Origin of the sequence: Pseudomonas kilonensis (assembly GCF_001269885.1) — a bacterium.
Classification (GTDB): Bacteria; Pseudomonadota; Gammaproteobacteria; order Pseudomonadales; family Pseudomonadaceae; genus Aquipseudomonas; species Aquipseudomonas kilonensis.
The window spans coordinates 333,244-348,774 of the sequence record NZ_LHVH01000017.1 but is presented as its reverse complement, the minus strand read 5'-3'; the positions used below and the strand labels follow the sequence as shown (position 1 = coordinate 348,774).

Genomic DNA, 15,531 nt, shown 5'->3' with positions numbered 1-15,531 from the left:
GTTGGCGGCTCGGTCGATACCGGCTCAGATCTTGTTGAACAGGCCCAACTGGGCAATCTTGCTGAAAGCCAGTTGCGAGGCTTGCAGCATGGTCTGCTGCAAGGTCAGGCGAGTCATCACTTCGGCCGCATCGGAATCACGAATCGACGATTGAGTCTGGTTATTGGCCAACAGCAGGCTCTGGTTCGTGTCGCTTTGGTTTTCCAGAGCCTGGCCACGCCCACCTACCGAGCTCAAGGCACTGGACAACTGATCGGTGCCGCTGGCCAGGTTGCCGATGCCGGAAGCCAGCGACGCCTGCAACTTCTGCAACGCGATCGGATCGTTGTTGGTCGGCGTGTTCAGCGCGGTTTTCAGCTGATTCACGGTGTCCAGAATGTTCTGGGTTTCGTGGGTGTTGACCGCGATGCTGAACTGATCGTCAGCGGCAGGCGTACCGTCCAGGGTAAAGCTCACACCCGAGGCGGTGGCCACGTTGCCGGCCAGGGTACCGCTGGACACCGGTTGGCTGTTGGCGGTCAGCGGCGCGGAGTAGAGGTCAAAATCAGTGGCACTGGTGAACTTCAATACGGCCGCACCGGTAGGGAAACTGGCGTGATAGGCCACCGGGTCGGTGATTTCGCTGCCAGTGACCTGGACCGTGGTCGGGTTGCCCGGGCTGCGGGTCGTGACAAAAGTATCCGGCTTGGCGGCCAGGGTGAAGGTGTGGCCAGGCAACACAGTGCCCGCGGTATCACCGGTTTGCAGGTTGATGTTCAGGGTCAGTTCCAGGCCACGGAACTGTACCGCCTGACCACTTTTGCTGTTGGGATCAAAAGCACCACCCTGGCTGGCTTCGGCGGTGACGTCGTTGCCGCCGGAGTCGGTGATTCTCAGTTGCGTGCCGCTGGTGAATTCAACGGTGTACGGTTCGCCACTGCGGAATTTGCTGTTGTAGCTGACACTGGACGACACCTGGCCGTTGGACAGCACTACGCGGCCATCATCCACCGCAGGCGCGGTCAGGGTGACCAGGCTGCGGCTGGTGTTGACGGCCTGCTGGAACACTTCCCAGCCGGTGCTGTTGGTGGCCATCGACATGGTGTCGCCGACGGGCAGGTCGAGGGTTACCTGGTCACCGTTATAGCTGTAGCTGCCATCGTTGTTGCGGGTGAACGGAATGGTGTCGCCCTTGGAGCCGGCGAAAATGTACTTGCCATTTTCGTCCTTGCTGTTCATCAGGCTCAGCAGTTGTTCTTCGATCTGTGCCAGCTCCGAGGCGTTAGCCTGGCGGTCGGCGTCGGTGTAGCCGGCGTTACCGGCACCGACGGCCAATTCCTTGGCGCGTTGCAGCACGTTGCCGATGCTGGTCATCACCGCTTCAGTGGTGCCCAGGGTTGCCTTGATGGTGTTGGCGTTAGTTTCGTACTGAGCCAGCATCGACGCTTGCGTGCCCAGTTGCAGCAGACGCGAAGCCCCTACCGGATCATCGGCAGCGGTGTTCACGCGCACCAGGCTGCTGGCCTCTTCGCTGGTCTTGACCACGTTGGCGAAGTTTTTCTGGTAGTTCGCAGCCGTGCTTTCGTAGAACTGGGAGGTGGAAATGCGCATGGGCTACGGCTCCTTAAAGACTGTTGATCAGCGTGCTGAAAATTTCCTGCGCAGCCTTGATGATCTGCGAAGACGCGGTGTAGTACTGCTGGAACTTGACCAGGTTGCCGGTCTCTTCATCCAGGTCCACGCCCGACAGTGAGTCGCGGGCGTTCTTGGCGTTGTCCAGGATCGCACCGGTGGCGGCGCTGTCGAGCTTGCCCTGGGCGGCCTTGGCGCCGACGCCTTCCACCAGCTTGCCGTAGGCATCGTTCAGGGAAATACCCTTGCTGGAGGAACCGGTGTCCACAGTCTTGGCGGTCTGCAAACCGGCCAGGACAGTGCCGTTACGGTTGTCCAGGCTGCCGGGCTGGCTGAGGCTGACATTGATGGACGCTCCGTTGGACGGAGCACCGGCAATGGACATGTCGAACGCGACGGTACGCTGCACCGGCGGTACGGACGAATCCATGATCGGGTTGCCGCTGGCATCCTTGAGCGGAACGCTCAGGCTCAGGGTGTTGCTCTGGCCAGGCTTGATCGTACCGCTGCTGAGCGTACCGCCTTGGGCGTCGAGCAATTGATAAGCCTGGCTGGTGCCATCAGCGGATGTCGCACCGAACACCACCTTGACCGGCATGGAGTTCTTGATGCCGTTCTGGATGATGGTCGTGGTGGCGGCGTCGTAGATGTCCAGCTTGGTGGTCATGTTCGGCTGACCGCTGGCCGGGATGGTCAGCGTACCGCTGCCCCCGGGCACGATGGCGGCGCCCAACGGCGCGGCAATCGCCAGCCGCTTGGAGTCGGTCATCTCGGTCTTGATGTTGGCCGCCTCGTTGCGGGTCGGCGTAAGCTTGAACGTGTCGCCGGCGGCAGCGGTGCCGTTGGCGAACGTCATCGAGAAACCGTCGATCACCGGCGGCGGCGTGGTCGCAGTGTTGAACGCGCCCATCGAGGTGCCGTCGGGCAGGCGCTGGACGGTGTAGTCCGTGCCGGTGGTGAACGTCACCTTGTAGTCGTTGGTGGTCAGCTTGCCGGAGTCTTTGATGGCGATGTTGAAGTTGCCGGAGCCGGCGCTGTTGTTCAACGACGCAACGCTACGCTGGCTGATCTGCGCGGCGCTGTTGATGTTAGTGAACAGGTTGGAGCCGAAGGCCCCGTTCATGTCGATGCCCGAGGCCTGGACGCTGTTCATCTGGTCGGCGACCACCAGGGCCACGCGACCCAGCTCGTTCATGGCCGGGTCGAGCACGGTGCTGCGGTAGCGCATCAGGCCACCGATCTCGCCGCCGGTGAGCACCGACGTCAGGTCCATGGAGCTGGAACCACTGTTGAGCTGAATGCCAATGCGCCCCGGATCGTTCTTGTCCGGCACCGCTTGCAAGGTATTGACGATATTGCCCATCACCAACGGCTGGCCGGAGCCCAGGTAGATGTCCAGGCTGCTGCCGTTCTCGACGACCTGCGTGCCGGTGAACGTCGAGAGCTGGCGAATGGTTTCGCTGCGGGCGTCGAGCAGGTCGTTGGGCGCGCCGCCGGCGTTGGAGACTTCGGCGATTTTCTTGTTCAACTGCGCAACGGTGGCGGCCAGGTTATTGACCTGGTCGACCATGTTCGACAGGTTGCCATTGATGTTCTGGCTCTGCTCCGTCAACTGGTTGGCAACCGAATTGAAACGGTTGCTCAAGGCCTGGGCATCGCTGAGCAGCAACTGGCGGGATGCATCGTCACCCGGCTTGGCGTTGACGTTCTGCACCGAGGCGAAAAACTTGGTCAGCGCGCCGTTGAGACCGGTGCCGCTGTCCGACAACAGGGAGTCGAGCGGAGTGATCTGGCCCTGATAGGCCGCCGCGTCACTGTTGAGCGACGTGGTGGTTTTCAGTTGTGCTTCAAGGAAGGCGTTATACACCCGACGTACATCGGCCAGGGTCGTGCCGGAACCGATGAACACGTTGCCGTACTGGTTCGACGCCTTGGTGGTCTGCACAGTCTGCTGGCGCGAATAACCGGCGGTATCGACGTTGGCAATGTTGTTACCCGTGGTCACCAACGCAGTCTGGCTTGCTGACAGACCCGACATCCCTATATTGAGCAAACTCATGGTTCAGACCTTATAAAGTCGTGGTGGCACCAGCCGACGCGTAGTTTTGGTAACTCGTCATCTGCCGGGCTATGTTCGAAATCTTGCTGGCGTAGTTCGGGTCGGTGGCGTAACCGGCTTTCTGCAACTCGCGTACAAACTGTTCCGGGTTATCGGCCGACTTCAGTACATCTTGATAGCGACTGTTGCTTTGCAGCAGATTGACCAGATCATGGAAACTGTCGCGGTACGAGGCGTAGGAACGGAACTCGGCCGTCTCCTTGACCATCGCGCCATTGCGGAATTCGCTGGTGATCGCCCGCGCCGAATCGCCCTTCCAATTCGCGCTGGCCTTGATGCCGAACAGGTTGTGGCTACTGTTGCCATCGGGCTGGCGCATGACCGATTTACCCCAACCGGTTTCCAGGGCGGCCTGGGCCACCAGGTAACGCGGGTCGACACCGATGCGGTCCGCCGCTTCCTTGGCCATTGGCAGCATGGCGTTGACGAATTCATCGGCATCGCGGAAGGCCTTGCGCGCCGGTGCCAGCGGTGGCTGTGCCACGGCGCGACCATAGACCTGCATGTCACCTTTGGGCTCGGACGCCTTGAGCGCGGCCAGCCAGTCGCCATTGGCCAGTTCGCCGGTGGCCGGCTTGACGGCGGCGATGGCGCGATCAGGCAGCAGGTTCTGCGCAGGCACATCGGCATTGGCCGACGCCGAAGGCACCAGGCCGGCGAGCAGGCGGTCGGCCAGTTTCGGCGGCAGGGCCAGGCGGCGCTGGTTGAGCAATTCCATGTCGTTGCGGTGGACGCCCTCGGCCCCTTGCGGCGCACTCACGGCCCGCGAAGCCCACAACGGACGCTGGCCGCTGATACGCGACAACGGGCCATCGGTGGGCAGGGTCCCGGCCGCCACTGGCGTCGGCACCGGCGCCTTGGCGACCTTGTCCTGCGCCTCTTGCTGCTTGGCAGCCGACAATGTCGCCGCCTCGCCAGACGCCAGCGGCTTGTTCTTGGACATCTGGCGCAGCAGCACGTCGGCCAGGCCGATACCACCGCCTTCGCGGGACATGGAAACGGCCAACTGCTGGTCGTACATTTCCTGGTACTGCTTGGCTTCCGGCGTGTTCATCGGATTGTCCTTGCCCAAGGCCTCGGTGGCCGAACGCATGGACTTGAGCATTTCGCCGAGGAACAGCGACTCGAATTCCTGTGCCACTTTGCGCAGGTTGCCTTCGCTGTTCTTGTCGCCGACCTTGAGCTGGTTGAGGCGATTCAGGTCCGAGTAAGAACCCGAATCCCCACTGATCAAGGCGCCTTTGCGCATATCAACCATGGCCGCTTTCCTTAAATCACGATCAGGTCGGCTTGCAACGCGCCGGCCTGCTTCAAGGCTTCGAGAATGGCCATCAAGTCGCCCGGCGCCGCGCCGACCTGGTTCACCGCCCGGACGATTTCATCCAGGGTAGTGCCCGGGCCGAACTTGAACATCGGCTTGGCTTCCTGCTCGGCATTGACCCGCGAACGCGGTACCACGGCGGTCTGGCCGTTGGACAACGGCCCCGGCTGGCTGACGATCGGGTCTTCGGTGATGGTCACCGTCAGGCTGCCGTGGGTCACGGCGGCCGGAGACACCTTGACGTTCTGGCCGATCACGATGGTGCCGGTACGCGAGTTGATGATGACTTTCGCCACCGCCTGGCCCGGGTCGACCTCAAGGTTTTCCAGGATCGACAGATAGTCGACCCGCTGGCTCGGATCCAGTGGCGCAGTGACGCGGATCGAGCCGCCGTCGATGGCCTGGGCGACGCCTGGGCCGAGCATGTCGTTGATCTTGTCGACAATGCGCTTGGCGGTGGTGAAGTCGGAACGGTTGAGGTTCAGCGTCAGGCTGTTGCCCTGATTGAAACCGCTCGGCACCGCCCGCTCCACCGACGCACCCCCTGGGATGCGGCCGGCCGACGGAACGTTGACGGTGATCTTCGAACCATCGCGGCCCTCGGCATCGAAACCGCCCACCACCAGGTTGCCCTGGGCGATGGCGTAGACGTTGCCGTCGATACCCTTGAGCGGCGTCAGCAACAAAGTACCGCCGCGCAGGCTCTTGGAGTTACCGATGGACGCAACGGTGATATCCACCTGCTGGCCAGGCTTGGCGAACGCCGGCAGATCGGCACTGATCGACACCGCCGCGACGTTCTTCAACTGCACGTTGCCGGAGCCCGCCGGCACCTTGATGCCGAACTGCGACAACATGTTGTTGAAGGTCTGCAGGGTGAACGGGGTCTGGGTGGTCTGGTCGCCGGTGCCGTTCAGGCCCACGACCAAACCGTAGCCGATCAGTTGGTTGGAACGCACGCCGGAAATGCTGGCGATGTCCTTCAAACGCTCGGCTTGAGCGGTAAAGGCCGCCGACATCACCAGGGCACCGATCAACAGCTGCTTAAGATTCAACTGGGCCACCTAGAAAGGGAACTTCGGGCTGAGGAAGAAACGGTCGAACCAGCCCGGCTGACTCGCATCGGCAAAGGCACCGGTACCCGAATAAGTGATGCGTGCATCGGCTACACGGGTCGACGGAACAGTGTTGTCAGTGGAAATGTCATCGGCGCGAACCATGCCGGCGATGCGCACCAGTTCGTCACCGGTGTTGAGCGTCAGCCACTTCTCGCCACGCACGGCGATGATGCCGTTGGGCAACACATCGGCGACGGTCACGGTGATCGAACCGGTCAGGCTGTTGCTCTGGCCGGACTGACTGTCGCCCTTGGTGGCCCGATCAGCGCTGTAGCCAGCGTTGAGGCTCAGGTCATTGCTCCCGATCGGGTTGTTGGTGGTCAGGCTGGAGCCGAACAGCGAGGTCAGGCCGACGCTGGTCTCGCTGGTCTTGTCGATTTGCGAGTTGGCGTTCTTGCTGGCCTGGGTCCGCTCGTTCAGGGTGATGGTGATGATGTCACCGACCCGGAAAGCCTTGCGGTCGCTGTACAGGTTCTGCTCGAAACCGGCCTGGTAGATCGAGCCGTTATTGGCGGCAGCCGGCAACGGCGTGCGCGGCAACACCGGGGCGTAATACGGGTCATTGGGCCTGGGTGTCGGCGCGACACAGCCCGCGAGTGCGGTGATCCCACTCAGTGCCAGAACAGATACGAAGCGTTTCATGACCCTACCTCTTGGTGTTGCAGGCGACCCTGGGGCCGCCCTGTCTACGTAATGACGGACGTTGCGACGTGATTACAGATTCTGCGTAACGAACGAGAGCATCTGGTCGGCGGTGGAGATCACCTTGGAGTTCATCTCGTAGGCGCGCTGGGTGGTGATCATGTTGACCATCTCCTCAACGGTGCTCACGTTGGACGTTTCCAGGGTGTTCTGCAGCGTGGTACCGAAACCGTTCAGGCCGGGAGTGCCGACTTGCGGCGCGCCACTGGCGGCGGTTTCCAGGAACAGGTTATTGCCCACCGCTTGCAGGCCGGCCGGGTTGATGAAGTCGGCGGTCTGCAGGTTGCCGATCACTTGGGAGGCCGGGTTGCCCGCCACGGTGACGGACACGGTGCCGTCACGGCCCACGGTAAAGGTCTGGGCATCGTTCGGGATAACGATCGCTGGCTCCAGGGCGAAACCGCTGGCGTTGACGATCTGGCCATTGGAGTCGAGGTGGAACGTGCCGTCACGGGTGTAGGACGTGGTCCCGTCCGGTTGCAGGATCTGGAAGAAACCGCGACCGTCGATGGCCATGTCCAGCGGCTGCTCGGTGGTTTGCAGGCTGCCGGCGTTGAAGTTTTTCTGGGTGCCGACGATGCGCACACCGGTACCCACTTGCAGGCCCGACGGCAATTCGCTGTCCTGGGTCGACTGGGCGCCAGGCTGGCGTTTTACCTGATACAGCAGGTCCTGGAACTCGGCACGATCACGCTTGAAACCCGTGGTCGAAACGTTCGCCAGGTTGTTGGAAATAGTGGAAAGGTTGGTGTCCTGGGCGGACAGACCTGTTTTGGCAACCCAAAGAGCCGGAAGCATTCGATTCTCCTCGTACGCCTGTTTTTCGGCGCGACGCTGTAATTAATAGTTAGATCTGCAAGACCCGAGCCATGGCTTCATCGCCTTCTTTGGCGGTGTTCATCATCTTGACGTGGAGCTCGAACTGCTTGGCCAGGGCCAGCACCGAGGTCATCTCATCCACGGCGTTGACGTTGCTCGCCTCCTGGAAACCCGACACCAACTGCACGTTGCCGTCGATGGGCGCCGGCTGGCCGTCCTTGGTACGGATCGAACCGTCCAGGCCCTTGGTCATGGTCTTGAGGTCCGGGTTGACCAGCTTGATGCGGTCCACTTCAGCCATCACCCGCGGGCCTTCGCCCATGGCGCGGATGCTGATGGTGCCGTCCTGGCCGATCTCGATTTTCTGCTCCGGCGGCACGGCGATCGGACCGCCATTGCCCATCACCGGCATGCCGTTGCCGGCGCGCAGCACACCCAGGGCGTCAACATTGAGGCTGCCGGTGCGCACGTAGCTTTCGCCGCCGTCAGGGTTCTGCACGGCCATCCAGCCAGGCCCGCTGACCGCCACGTCGAGGTCACGACCGGTTTCAATCAGAGCACCCGGGGTGAAATCCGTGGCAGGCCGTTCGGACAGGGCAAACGCCCGCGCCGGAAAGCTGTCACCGAACACTGGCATCGAACGTGCCTGCTCCAGGTCTTTCTGAAAACCATTGGTGGAGATGTTCGCCAGGTTGTTGGCATGGGCCCGCTGCGCCAGTGCGTTCTGGCTGGCGCCGGTCATTGCCACATAAAGGTACTTGTCCACTGTCGTTCCTCTGCATGCCGGACGTTTGCCGCCCACTGCTGTGTTGCACAGCCTTAAGCAATTTGCAGACCAACTTTTTTCTGGCGCTGATGCCCCCGGTAAACAAAGGGCCTGGAGGTTTGGGAAGGGATTCTGCAAATGTACCGAAGACGAAAAACCGGCGGTGTCGTGCCGGTTGGTGGCAATGCTTGTCCTTGGGGGAATGGCCACTGCCGCCGATGGGGCCAGCAATAGCTATGAGTCGGTTTTACCGACCTCATACTCACGCAATTTGTTGGCAATGGTCGTATGGGAAACCCCCAGCCGCTTGCCCAGTTGCCGGCTGCTCGGGTGCTCGGAGTACAAGCGCTCCAGCACCGCTTTCTCGAAGCGCCCGACGATCTCGTCCAGCCCCCCCTCCAGGGAAAAATCGCCAAGGGGTTGGCGCACGCCGTAATCCGGCAGGCGGATATGCTCAGCCTTGACCGTGCCGCCATCGCACAGGGAAACGGCCTGGAACAGCACGTTTTCCAACTGCCGGACATTGCCCGGCCAGTGGTAGTGACTGAGACGATCCATCGCCGCCGGGGCCAGCTTGGGCAGGGCACAGCCGATCTGGCGGCTGGCCTGGTCGAGGAAATGCTCCACCAGCGGCGCCAGGCCATCGAGGCATTCGCGCAGCGGTGGAATGTGCAAGGAAAGGACGTTCAAGCGGTGGTACAGATCCTGACGGAATTCTCCCCGGGCGCAGAGTTCGGACAAATCGACCTGGGTGGCGCAAATCACCCTGACGTCCAGGTACACCTCTTCATCGCTGCCGACACGCCGGAAGCAACCGTCCTGCAGGAAGCGCAGCAGTTTCACTTGCAGGCGCGGACTCATTTCCCCGACGCCGTCGAGGAACAGCGTTCCCCCGGCGGTCAGTTCCAGCAGGCCGAGCTTGCCTTCGGCCCTCGCCCCTTCGAATGCGCCGGGGCCGTAGCCGAACAGCTCGGTCTCGGCCATGGACTCCGGCAGCCCGGCACAATTGAGCGCCATCAAGGGCGATTGCCCGCGCGGGCTCGCCAGGTGACAAGCTCGGGCCAGCAGTTCCTTGCCCGTGCCGGTTTCGCCTTCTATCAATAGCGGCGCGTCCAGCGGTGCCATGCGCCGGGCCTCACGGACCACCGCCGCCATGACCTTCGAACTCTGGAAAATACTGTCGAAGCCGCGCAGTTCCTGCTTGCGCACGTTATAGATACGTTCACCCACCCGGTCGGCCCGGTGCAGGGTCAGCACCGCACCGGCCATGGCTTCGCTGTCGTCGTGCTCCGATTGCAGTGGCGCGATGTCGGCCAGGAACACATCGCCCTTGACCTTGACCCGCAGGCCGTTGATGCGCGACTGGTTGGCCCGCACCAGTTCCGGCAAGTCGAAATCCTCGGCATAGCGGGACAGGGGGATCCCCGGCACCTCGTCCACCCGCACCCCGAGCAACTGCGCCGCCGCCCGGTTGGCCGCGACGATGGAGCCGCCCATGTCGATGGACAGCACCGGAAACTCCAAGGCGCCGAGCAAGGCGTTGAGTTCCATGTGCCGACGCTCGCTGGGCATCAGCCCTACACGCTTGACGCCAAATACCCCGGCGATGCCTTCGAATTTCGGACGCAGCGCCTGGAACTGAATGTTGATCAGGTTCGGGCAGTGCAGGTAGATCGCGTTGCCATGCTCGCCGCCGACCTCCCCCCGGGCGACGTTGATGCCGTACTCCACCAACAGGTTGAGGATGTCCCGCAGGATGCCGATGCGGTTCTGGCAATGGACTTTGATGCGCATGAAGAGACCCGATGCTGTTCACTTAAGGTTTGTTTGATTCATTGTGGCGAGGGGATTTATCCCCGCTGGGTTGCGCAGCAACCCCCTTATTCCTCGCAGCGCCACAATCCATAGGCGAGCGCTTCGCACTCGAACGGGGATAAATCCCCTCGCCACAAGGCCTGTTCCCTGCGCGACAGCGCAGCGTCGAAGACGCGGCGGCCACTCCCTCGCCACACAGGTTTCTGCGTGGCAGCACAAATAGTCGTCAAGATTATGTGACAGTTGTAGGCCAATTCCCACCGGAAAAACCCGACAACAGCGTAAGCCGGGCCAACTCGTAACGAAAACTTTACGATTTTACTTTTCTTTCACCTGCCCGACCTTTTCCCGCGTGCTGCACATGTCGCTGCTTCGCGCTATCTCTATTGCATCGCTGGACATAAAAACAACACATCTTCCCCCTGAGGGAAATCAGCAGGAGAGCAGCATGAAGCAGACGCAGTACGTGGCCCGCGAGCCCGATGCGCAAGGTTTTATCCACTACACCGCCGAAGAACACGCGGTGTGGAACACGCTGATCACCCGCCAGCTGAAAGTCATCGAAGGCCGTGCGTGCCAGGAATACCTGGACGGCATCGACAAGCTGGGCCTGCCCCACGACCGTATCCCGCAACTGGATGAAATCAACAAGGTGCTGGGCGCGACCACGGGCTGGCAAGTCGCCCGGGTACCGGCGTTGATCCCCTTCCAGACCTTTTTCGAATTGCTCGCCAGCAAGCAGTTTCCGGTGGCGACCTTTATTCGTACCCGTGAAGAGCTGGATTACCTGCAAGAGCCGGACATTTTCCACGAGATCTTTGGCCACTGCCCGTTGCTGACCAACCCCTGGTTTGCCGAATTCACCCACACCTACGGCAAACTCGGCCTACAGGCGTCCAAGGAAGAACGGGTATACCTGGCGCGCCTGTACTGGATGACCATCGAGTTCGGCCTGGTGCAGACCCCACAGGGCCGGCGCATCTACGGTGGCGGCATCCTGTCCTCGCCCAAGGAAACCGTTTACTGCCTGTCCGACGAGCCTGAGCACCAGGCCTTCGATCCACTGGAAGCCATGCGCACGCCGTATCGCATCGACATCCTGCAACCGGTGTATTTCGTGCTGCCCGAGCTCAAGCGCCTGTTCGACCTGGCCCACGAAGACATCATGGGCATGGTCAAGCGCGGTCGGGAACTGGGCCTGCACACGCCGAAATTCCCACCCAAGGCTGCGTGAACCGCGTCTTTTAATCTCAATTGAGTCTGTTGCACAACGCGGCTTTGCTTTAGCGTGGGTGCATCGACGTTTTCAAAAATTCGATCCAGGAACACACCATGAACACTCTGAACCAAGCCCATTGCGAAGCCTGCCGCGCCGACGCCCCACAAGTCAGCGACGAAGAACTGCCGGTGCTGATCAAGCAGATCCCCGACTGGAACATCGAAGTGCGCGACGGCGTGATGCAGCTGGAAAAAGTTTTCCTGTTCAAGAATTTCAAGCACGCCCTGGCGTTCACCAACGCTGTCGGTGAAATTTCCGAGGCCGAAGGCCACCACCCAGGCCTGCTCACCGAATGGGGCAAAGTCACCGTGACCTGGTGGAGCCACTCCATCAAGGGCCTGCACCGCAACGACTTCATCATGGCCGCCCGCACCGATGACGTGGCCAAGACCGCCGAGGGCCGCAAGTAATGCATTTCGACGCCATCGGCCGGGTACCCGGCGACCCGATCCTTGGCCTGATGGAGGCCTACGGGGCGGACAGCAACCCGAGCAAGTTCGACCTGGGCGTGGGCGTCTATAAGGACGCCCAGGGTTTGACGCCGATTCTTCAATCCGTGAAGCAGGCCGAGCAGCGACTGGTGGATCGCCAGACCACCAAGACCTACATCGGCGGTCACGGCGACGCTGCGTTCGGCCAGTTGATCAACGCGCTGGTGCTGGGCGCCGACTCGCCGCTGATCAGCGCAAAGCGTGCCGGTGCCACCCAGACACCGGGCGGCACCGGTGCGCTGCGCCTGAGTGCCGACTTCATCGCTCAATGCCTGCCGGGCCGTGGGGTATGGCTGAGCAACCCGACCTGGCCGATCCACGAAACCATCTTCGCCGCGGCCGGGGTCAAGGTCAGTCACTACCCTTACGTGGGCGCTGATAACCGCCTGGATTTCGAAGCAATGCTGGCGGCCCTGAACCAGGCGCCCAAAGGTGATGTGGTGCTGCTGCACGCCTGCTGCCACAACCCCACCGGATTCGACCTGTCCCATGAGCAATGGCGTCAGGTGCTGGAGGTGGTGCGCAGCCGCGACCTGCTGCCGCTGATCGACTTCGCCTACCAAGGCTTCGGCGATGGCTTGGAGCAGGACGCCTGGGCGGTCCGGCTATTTGCCCAGGCCCTGCCGGAAGTGCTGGTCACCAGTTCCTGTTCGAAGAACTTCGGCTTGTACCGCGACCGTACGGGTGCGTTGATCGTCTGCGCCCGCGATGGCGAGAAGCTGGTGGATATCCGCAGCCAACTGGCAAACATCGCCCGCAACCTGTGGTCGACACCGCCGGACCATGGCGCGGCCGTGGTGGCGACCATTCTCGGCAACCCGGAACTCAAGAGCCTGTGGGCCGATGAAGTCCAGGCCATGCGCCTGCGCATCGCGCAATTGCGCAGCGGCTTGCTGGAGGCCCTCGAACCCCATGGCTTGCGCGAACGCTTCGCCCATATCGGCGTGCAACGCGGGATGTTCTCCTACACCGGCCTGACGCCGGAACAGGTCAAACACCTGCGCGAGCGCCACAGCGTCTACATGGTCGGCACCGGCCGGGCCAACGTGGCCGGCATCGATGCGACGCGCCTGGACCTGCTGGCCGAGGCGATTGCTGACGTTTGCAGATAACCAGCCTTTAAATAGCTGAACAGACCCCCTTGTGGCGAGGGGATTTATCCCCGCTGGGCTGCGCAGCAGCCCTAGATCAGACACCTTGGAATGTCAGGCCACCCCAGGCTGGGGGCTGCTGCGCAGCCCAACGGGGATAAATCCCCTCGCCACAGATAAGTCCTCTCACCACAGGCGCTGCGCCAGACGCTCTACCTACAGGCCTGTCCACTCGCTGACAAATTCGGCAGTTTCCACCTGCGGTGCCGTGCGCGCTTCTTTCTGCGGCGTGCCCAGGTAGAGGAAACCGATCACCTCTTCCCCGTCTTCAAGGCCAAGCCCCCTGGCCACATGCGGCGAGTACGCCAGCTCACCGGTCCGCCACACGCCACCGACCCCTTGGGCATACGCCGCCAACAAGATGCCATGGGCCGCGCAGCCGGCCGCCAACAACTGTTCGGATTTGGGGATCTTGAAATGGTCCTGCAGGCGAGCAATCACCACCACGACCAGAGGCGCACGCAATGGGCCGTTGAGGGCCTTTTCCACGACCGCTTCCGGTACCAGCGGGTCATTGAACCGCGCCGCTTCGGCCAGCAGTTCGCCCATGCGATTGCGCGCCTGCCCTTCGACCGTCAGAAAACGCCATGGCCGCAACTGGCCGTGATCCGGCGCCCGCATGGCCGCGGCGAACATGAGTTCACGCTGCTCCGGCGTGGGGGCCGGGTCCACCAGGCGCGGGACGGAAACACGGTTGAGCAAAGCGTCGAGAGCCTGCATCGGCCACCTCCTGAAAAAATGTCCGGCTATTCTAGTGGCTGTGCGGCGAGTTCGTTAGCGCAAAATCCGCGACCCGGCGCCCACTCGGTTCCGGGTGCCGGTTTACAGGACGCTTGCCGCAGGTAGAATGGCGCCCTTCCCTTTCAGCCTGAGCGGACTTCATGGCGTTGCCGACCCTGCGGATCATTGGTTTCATCATCGGCATCTTCCTGATCACCCTGGCGATCTTCATGGTCGTGCCCATGGCCACGCTGCTGATCTACGAGCGCACCAGCGACCTGCCGTCTTTCCTCTGGTCGAGCATGATCACCTTTGTTGCCGGCCTGGCCCTGATTATTCCCGGACGCCCGGAGCACATCCACCTGCGCCCTCGGGACATGTACCTGCTGACCGTCAGCAGTTGGCTGGTGGTGTGTGTGTTTGCCGCGCTGCCGTTCCTGCTGACCCAGAAGATCAGCTACACCGACTCGTTTTTCGAAAGCATGTCCGGCATCACCGCAACCGGCGCCACCGTCCTGAGTGGCCTGGACAACATGTCCCCGGGTATCCTGATGTGGCGCTCGCTGCTGCACTGGCTCGGCGGCATCGGCTTCATCGGCATGGCGGTGGCGATCCTGCCCCTGCTGCGCATCGGTGGCATGCGGTTGTTCCAGACCGAGTCGTCGGACCGCTCGGAAAAAGTCATGCCCCGTTCCCACATGGTGGCGCGGTTGATCGTGGCGTCCTACGTGGGCATCACCATTCTCGGCACCCTGGCGCTCTGGTGGGCCGGGATGAGCCTGTTCGATGCCATCAACCATGCGATGTCGGCAATCTCCACCGGCGGTTTTTCCACCTCGGACCTGTCCCTGGCCAAATGGACCCAGCCGGCCGTGCACTGGGTCGCCATCGTCATCATGATCCTCGGCAGCCTGCCGTTTGCCCTGTATGTGTCGACGCTGCGAGGCAATCGCCGGGCGCTGATCAAGGACCAGCAGGTCCAGGGGCTTATCGGCGTACTGCTGGTGACCTGGCTGGTGCTCGGCACCTGGTATTGGGCAACCACCGACCTGCACTGGCTGGACGCGTTGCGGCACGTGGCACTGAACGTGACGTCCATCGTCACCACCACCGGCTTTGCCCTGGGCGACTACAGCTTGTGGGGCAATTTCTCGCTGATGCTGTTCTTCTACCTGGGGTTCGTCGGCGGTTGCTCGGGCTCGACGGCCGGCGGGATCAAGATCTTCCGCTTCCAGGTCGCCTACATCCTGCTGCGGGCCAACCTTAATCAACTGATCCACCCGCGTGCGGTGATCAAGCAGAAATACAACGGTCATCGCCTCGACGAAGAAATCGTCCGCTCGATCCTTACGTTCTCGTTCTTCTTCGCCATCACCATCTGCGTGATCGCGCTGCTGCTGTCGCTGCTGGGCGTGGAATGGATGACGGCGCTGACCGGTGCAGCCAGTACCGTGTCCGGCGTCGGCCCAGGGTTGGGGGAAACCATCGGGCCGGCTGGCAACTTCGCACCGCTGCCGGACGCGGCCAAGTGGATTCTGTCAGGCGGCATGCTGCTGGGCCGACTGGAAATCATTACGGTGTTCGTGCTGTGTATCCCGGCGTTCTGGCGTCACTGACCG

At 62.1% G+C, this 15,531-nt stretch carries 13 protein-coding genes; 4 read left to right on the top strand and 9 right to left on the bottom strand.

The window, feature by feature from the left end:
- Nucleotides 1-24 precede the first annotated feature (24 nt).
- From AD662_RS08160 to AD662_RS08125, 8 genes are all read right to left on the bottom strand, one after another.
- Complete coding sequence (locus AD662_RS08160) at nucleotides 25-1,590, bottom strand: flagellar hook-associated protein 3 (RefSeq protein ID WP_053186518.1); 1,566 nt, start codon at nucleotides 1,588-1,590, stop codon at nucleotides 25-27.
- A gap of 13 nt (nucleotides 1,591-1,603) precedes the next feature.
- Nucleotides 1,604-3,670, bottom strand: a complete 2,067-nt coding sequence (flgK, locus tag AD662_RS08155; protein ID WP_053186516.1) for a flagellar hook-associated protein FlgK — start codon at nucleotides 3,668-3,670, stop codon at nucleotides 1,604-1,606.
- Nucleotides 3,671-3,680: 10 nt separating this feature from the next.
- Nucleotides 3,681-4,988: a flagellar assembly peptidoglycan hydrolase FlgJ gene (gene flgJ / locus AD662_RS08150; RefSeq protein ID WP_053178491.1), complete on the bottom strand. Its 1,308-nt coding sequence runs from the start codon at nucleotides 4,986-4,988 to the stop codon at nucleotides 3,681-3,683.
- 11 nt (nucleotides 4,989-4,999) lie between these two features.
- Nucleotides 5,000-6,070, bottom strand: a complete 1,071-nt coding sequence (locus AD662_RS08145; protein ID WP_162493992.1) for a flagellar basal body P-ring protein FlgI — start codon at nucleotides 6,068-6,070, stop codon at nucleotides 5,000-5,002.
- Nucleotides 6,071-6,115: 45 nt separating this feature from the next.
- Entirely contained in the window at nucleotides 6,116-6,811 is a 696-nt protein-coding gene (gene flgH / locus AD662_RS08140; RefSeq protein ID WP_018614454.1) for a flagellar basal body L-ring protein FlgH, read from the bottom strand.
- 72 nt (nucleotides 6,812-6,883) lie between these two features.
- Complete coding sequence (flgG, locus tag AD662_RS08135; protein ID WP_018614451.1) at nucleotides 6,884-7,669, bottom strand: flagellar basal-body rod protein FlgG; 786 nt, start codon at nucleotides 7,667-7,669, stop codon at nucleotides 6,884-6,886.
- Nucleotides 7,670-7,718: 49 nt separating this feature from the next.
- Complete coding sequence (locus AD662_RS08130; protein WP_014337130.1) at nucleotides 7,719-8,456, bottom strand: flagellar basal body rod protein FlgF; 738 nt, start codon at nucleotides 8,454-8,456, stop codon at nucleotides 7,719-7,721.
- A gap of 234 nt (nucleotides 8,457-8,690) precedes the next feature.
- Entirely contained in the window at nucleotides 8,691-10,250 is a 1,560-nt protein-coding gene (locus tag AD662_RS08125) for a sigma-54-dependent transcriptional regulator (RefSeq protein WP_053186513.1), read from the bottom strand.
- 469 nt (nucleotides 10,251-10,719) lie between these two features.
- On the opposite strand from AD662_RS08125, the gene phhA reads away from it, so the two are divergent.
- The 3 genes from phhA (at nucleotide 10,720) to AD662_RS08110 (ending at nucleotide 13,153) form a co-directional block, all read left to right on the top strand.
- A complete protein-coding gene (gene phhA / locus AD662_RS08120) occupies nucleotides 10,720-11,505 on the top strand; it encodes a phenylalanine 4-monooxygenase (RefSeq protein ID WP_018614446.1) in 786 nt (261 codons plus the stop codon).
- Between the two features lie 98 nt (nucleotides 11,506-11,603).
- Nucleotides 11,604-11,960 carry a 4a-hydroxytetrahydrobiopterin dehydratase gene (locus tag AD662_RS08115; RefSeq protein WP_003184087.1) on the top strand — a complete coding sequence of 119 codons (357 nt, stop codon included), beginning with the start codon at nucleotides 11,604-11,606 and terminating at the stop codon, nucleotides 11,958-11,960.
- Nucleotides 11,960-13,153, top strand: a complete 1,194-nt coding sequence (locus AD662_RS08110; protein ID WP_018614442.1) for an amino acid aminotransferase — start codon at nucleotides 11,960-11,962, stop codon at nucleotides 13,151-13,153. Before AD662_RS08115 ends, AD662_RS08110 begins: the two co-directional genes overlap by 1 nt.
- A 195-nt stretch (nucleotides 13,154-13,348) precedes the next feature.
- Here the strand turns inward: AD662_RS08110 and AD662_RS08105 are convergent, their stop codons facing one another.
- Nucleotides 13,349-13,912, bottom strand: coding sequence for an NAD(P)H nitroreductase (locus tag AD662_RS08105; protein ID WP_024618206.1), 564 nt, complete (start codon nucleotides 13,910-13,912; stop codon nucleotides 13,349-13,351).
- Nucleotides 13,913-14,073: 161 nt separating this feature from the next.
- On the opposite strand from AD662_RS08105, the gene AD662_RS08100 reads away from it, so the two are divergent.
- On the top strand, nucleotides 14,074-15,528 hold the full coding sequence (locus AD662_RS08100; protein ID WP_018614438.1) for a TrkH family potassium uptake protein: 1,455 nt from the start codon (nucleotides 14,074-14,076) through the stop codon (nucleotides 15,526-15,528).
- Nucleotides 15,529-15,531 lie beyond the last annotated feature (3 nt).

Coding starts and splice junctions, on each gene's coding strand:
- AD662_RS08145 (WP_162493992.1), bottom strand. CDS start 6,070: ATGTCGGCGGCCTTTACCGCTCAAGCCGAGCGTTTGAAGGACATCGCC.
- AD662_RS08100 (WP_018614438.1), top strand. CDS start 14,074: ATGGCGTTGCCGACCCTGCGGATCATTGGTTTCATCATCGGCATCTTC.
- AD662_RS08105 (WP_024618206.1), bottom strand. CDS start 13,912: ATGCAGGCTCTCGACGCTTTGCTCAACCGTGTTTCCGTCCCGCGCCTG.
- AD662_RS08160 (WP_053186518.1), bottom strand. CDS start 1,590: ATGCGCATTTCCACCTCCCAGTTCTACGAAAGCACGGCTGCGAACTAC.
- flgJ (WP_053178491.1), bottom strand. CDS start 4,988: ATGGTTGATATGCGCAAAGGCGCCTTGATCAGTGGGGATTCGGGTTCT.
- flgK (WP_053186516.1), bottom strand. CDS start 3,670: ATGAGTTTGCTCAATATAGGGATGTCGGGTCTGTCAGCAAGCCAGACT.
- AD662_RS08110 (WP_018614442.1), top strand. CDS start 11,960: ATGCATTTCGACGCCATCGGCCGGGTACCCGGCGACCCGATCCTTGGC.
- flgH (WP_018614454.1), bottom strand. CDS start 6,811: ATGAAACGCTTCGTATCTGTTCTGGCACTGAGTGGGATCACCGCACTC.
- phhA (WP_018614446.1), top strand. CDS start 10,720: ATGAAGCAGACGCAGTACGTGGCCCGCGAGCCCGATGCGCAAGGTTTT.
- flgG (WP_018614451.1), bottom strand. CDS start 7,669: ATGCTTCCGGCTCTTTGGGTTGCCAAAACAGGTCTGTCCGCCCAGGAC.
- AD662_RS08125 (WP_053186513.1), bottom strand. CDS start 10,250: ATGCGCATCAAAGTCCATTGCCAGAACCGCATCGGCATCCTGCGGGAC.
- AD662_RS08115 (WP_003184087.1), top strand. CDS start 11,604: ATGAACACTCTGAACCAAGCCCATTGCGAAGCCTGCCGCGCCGACGCC.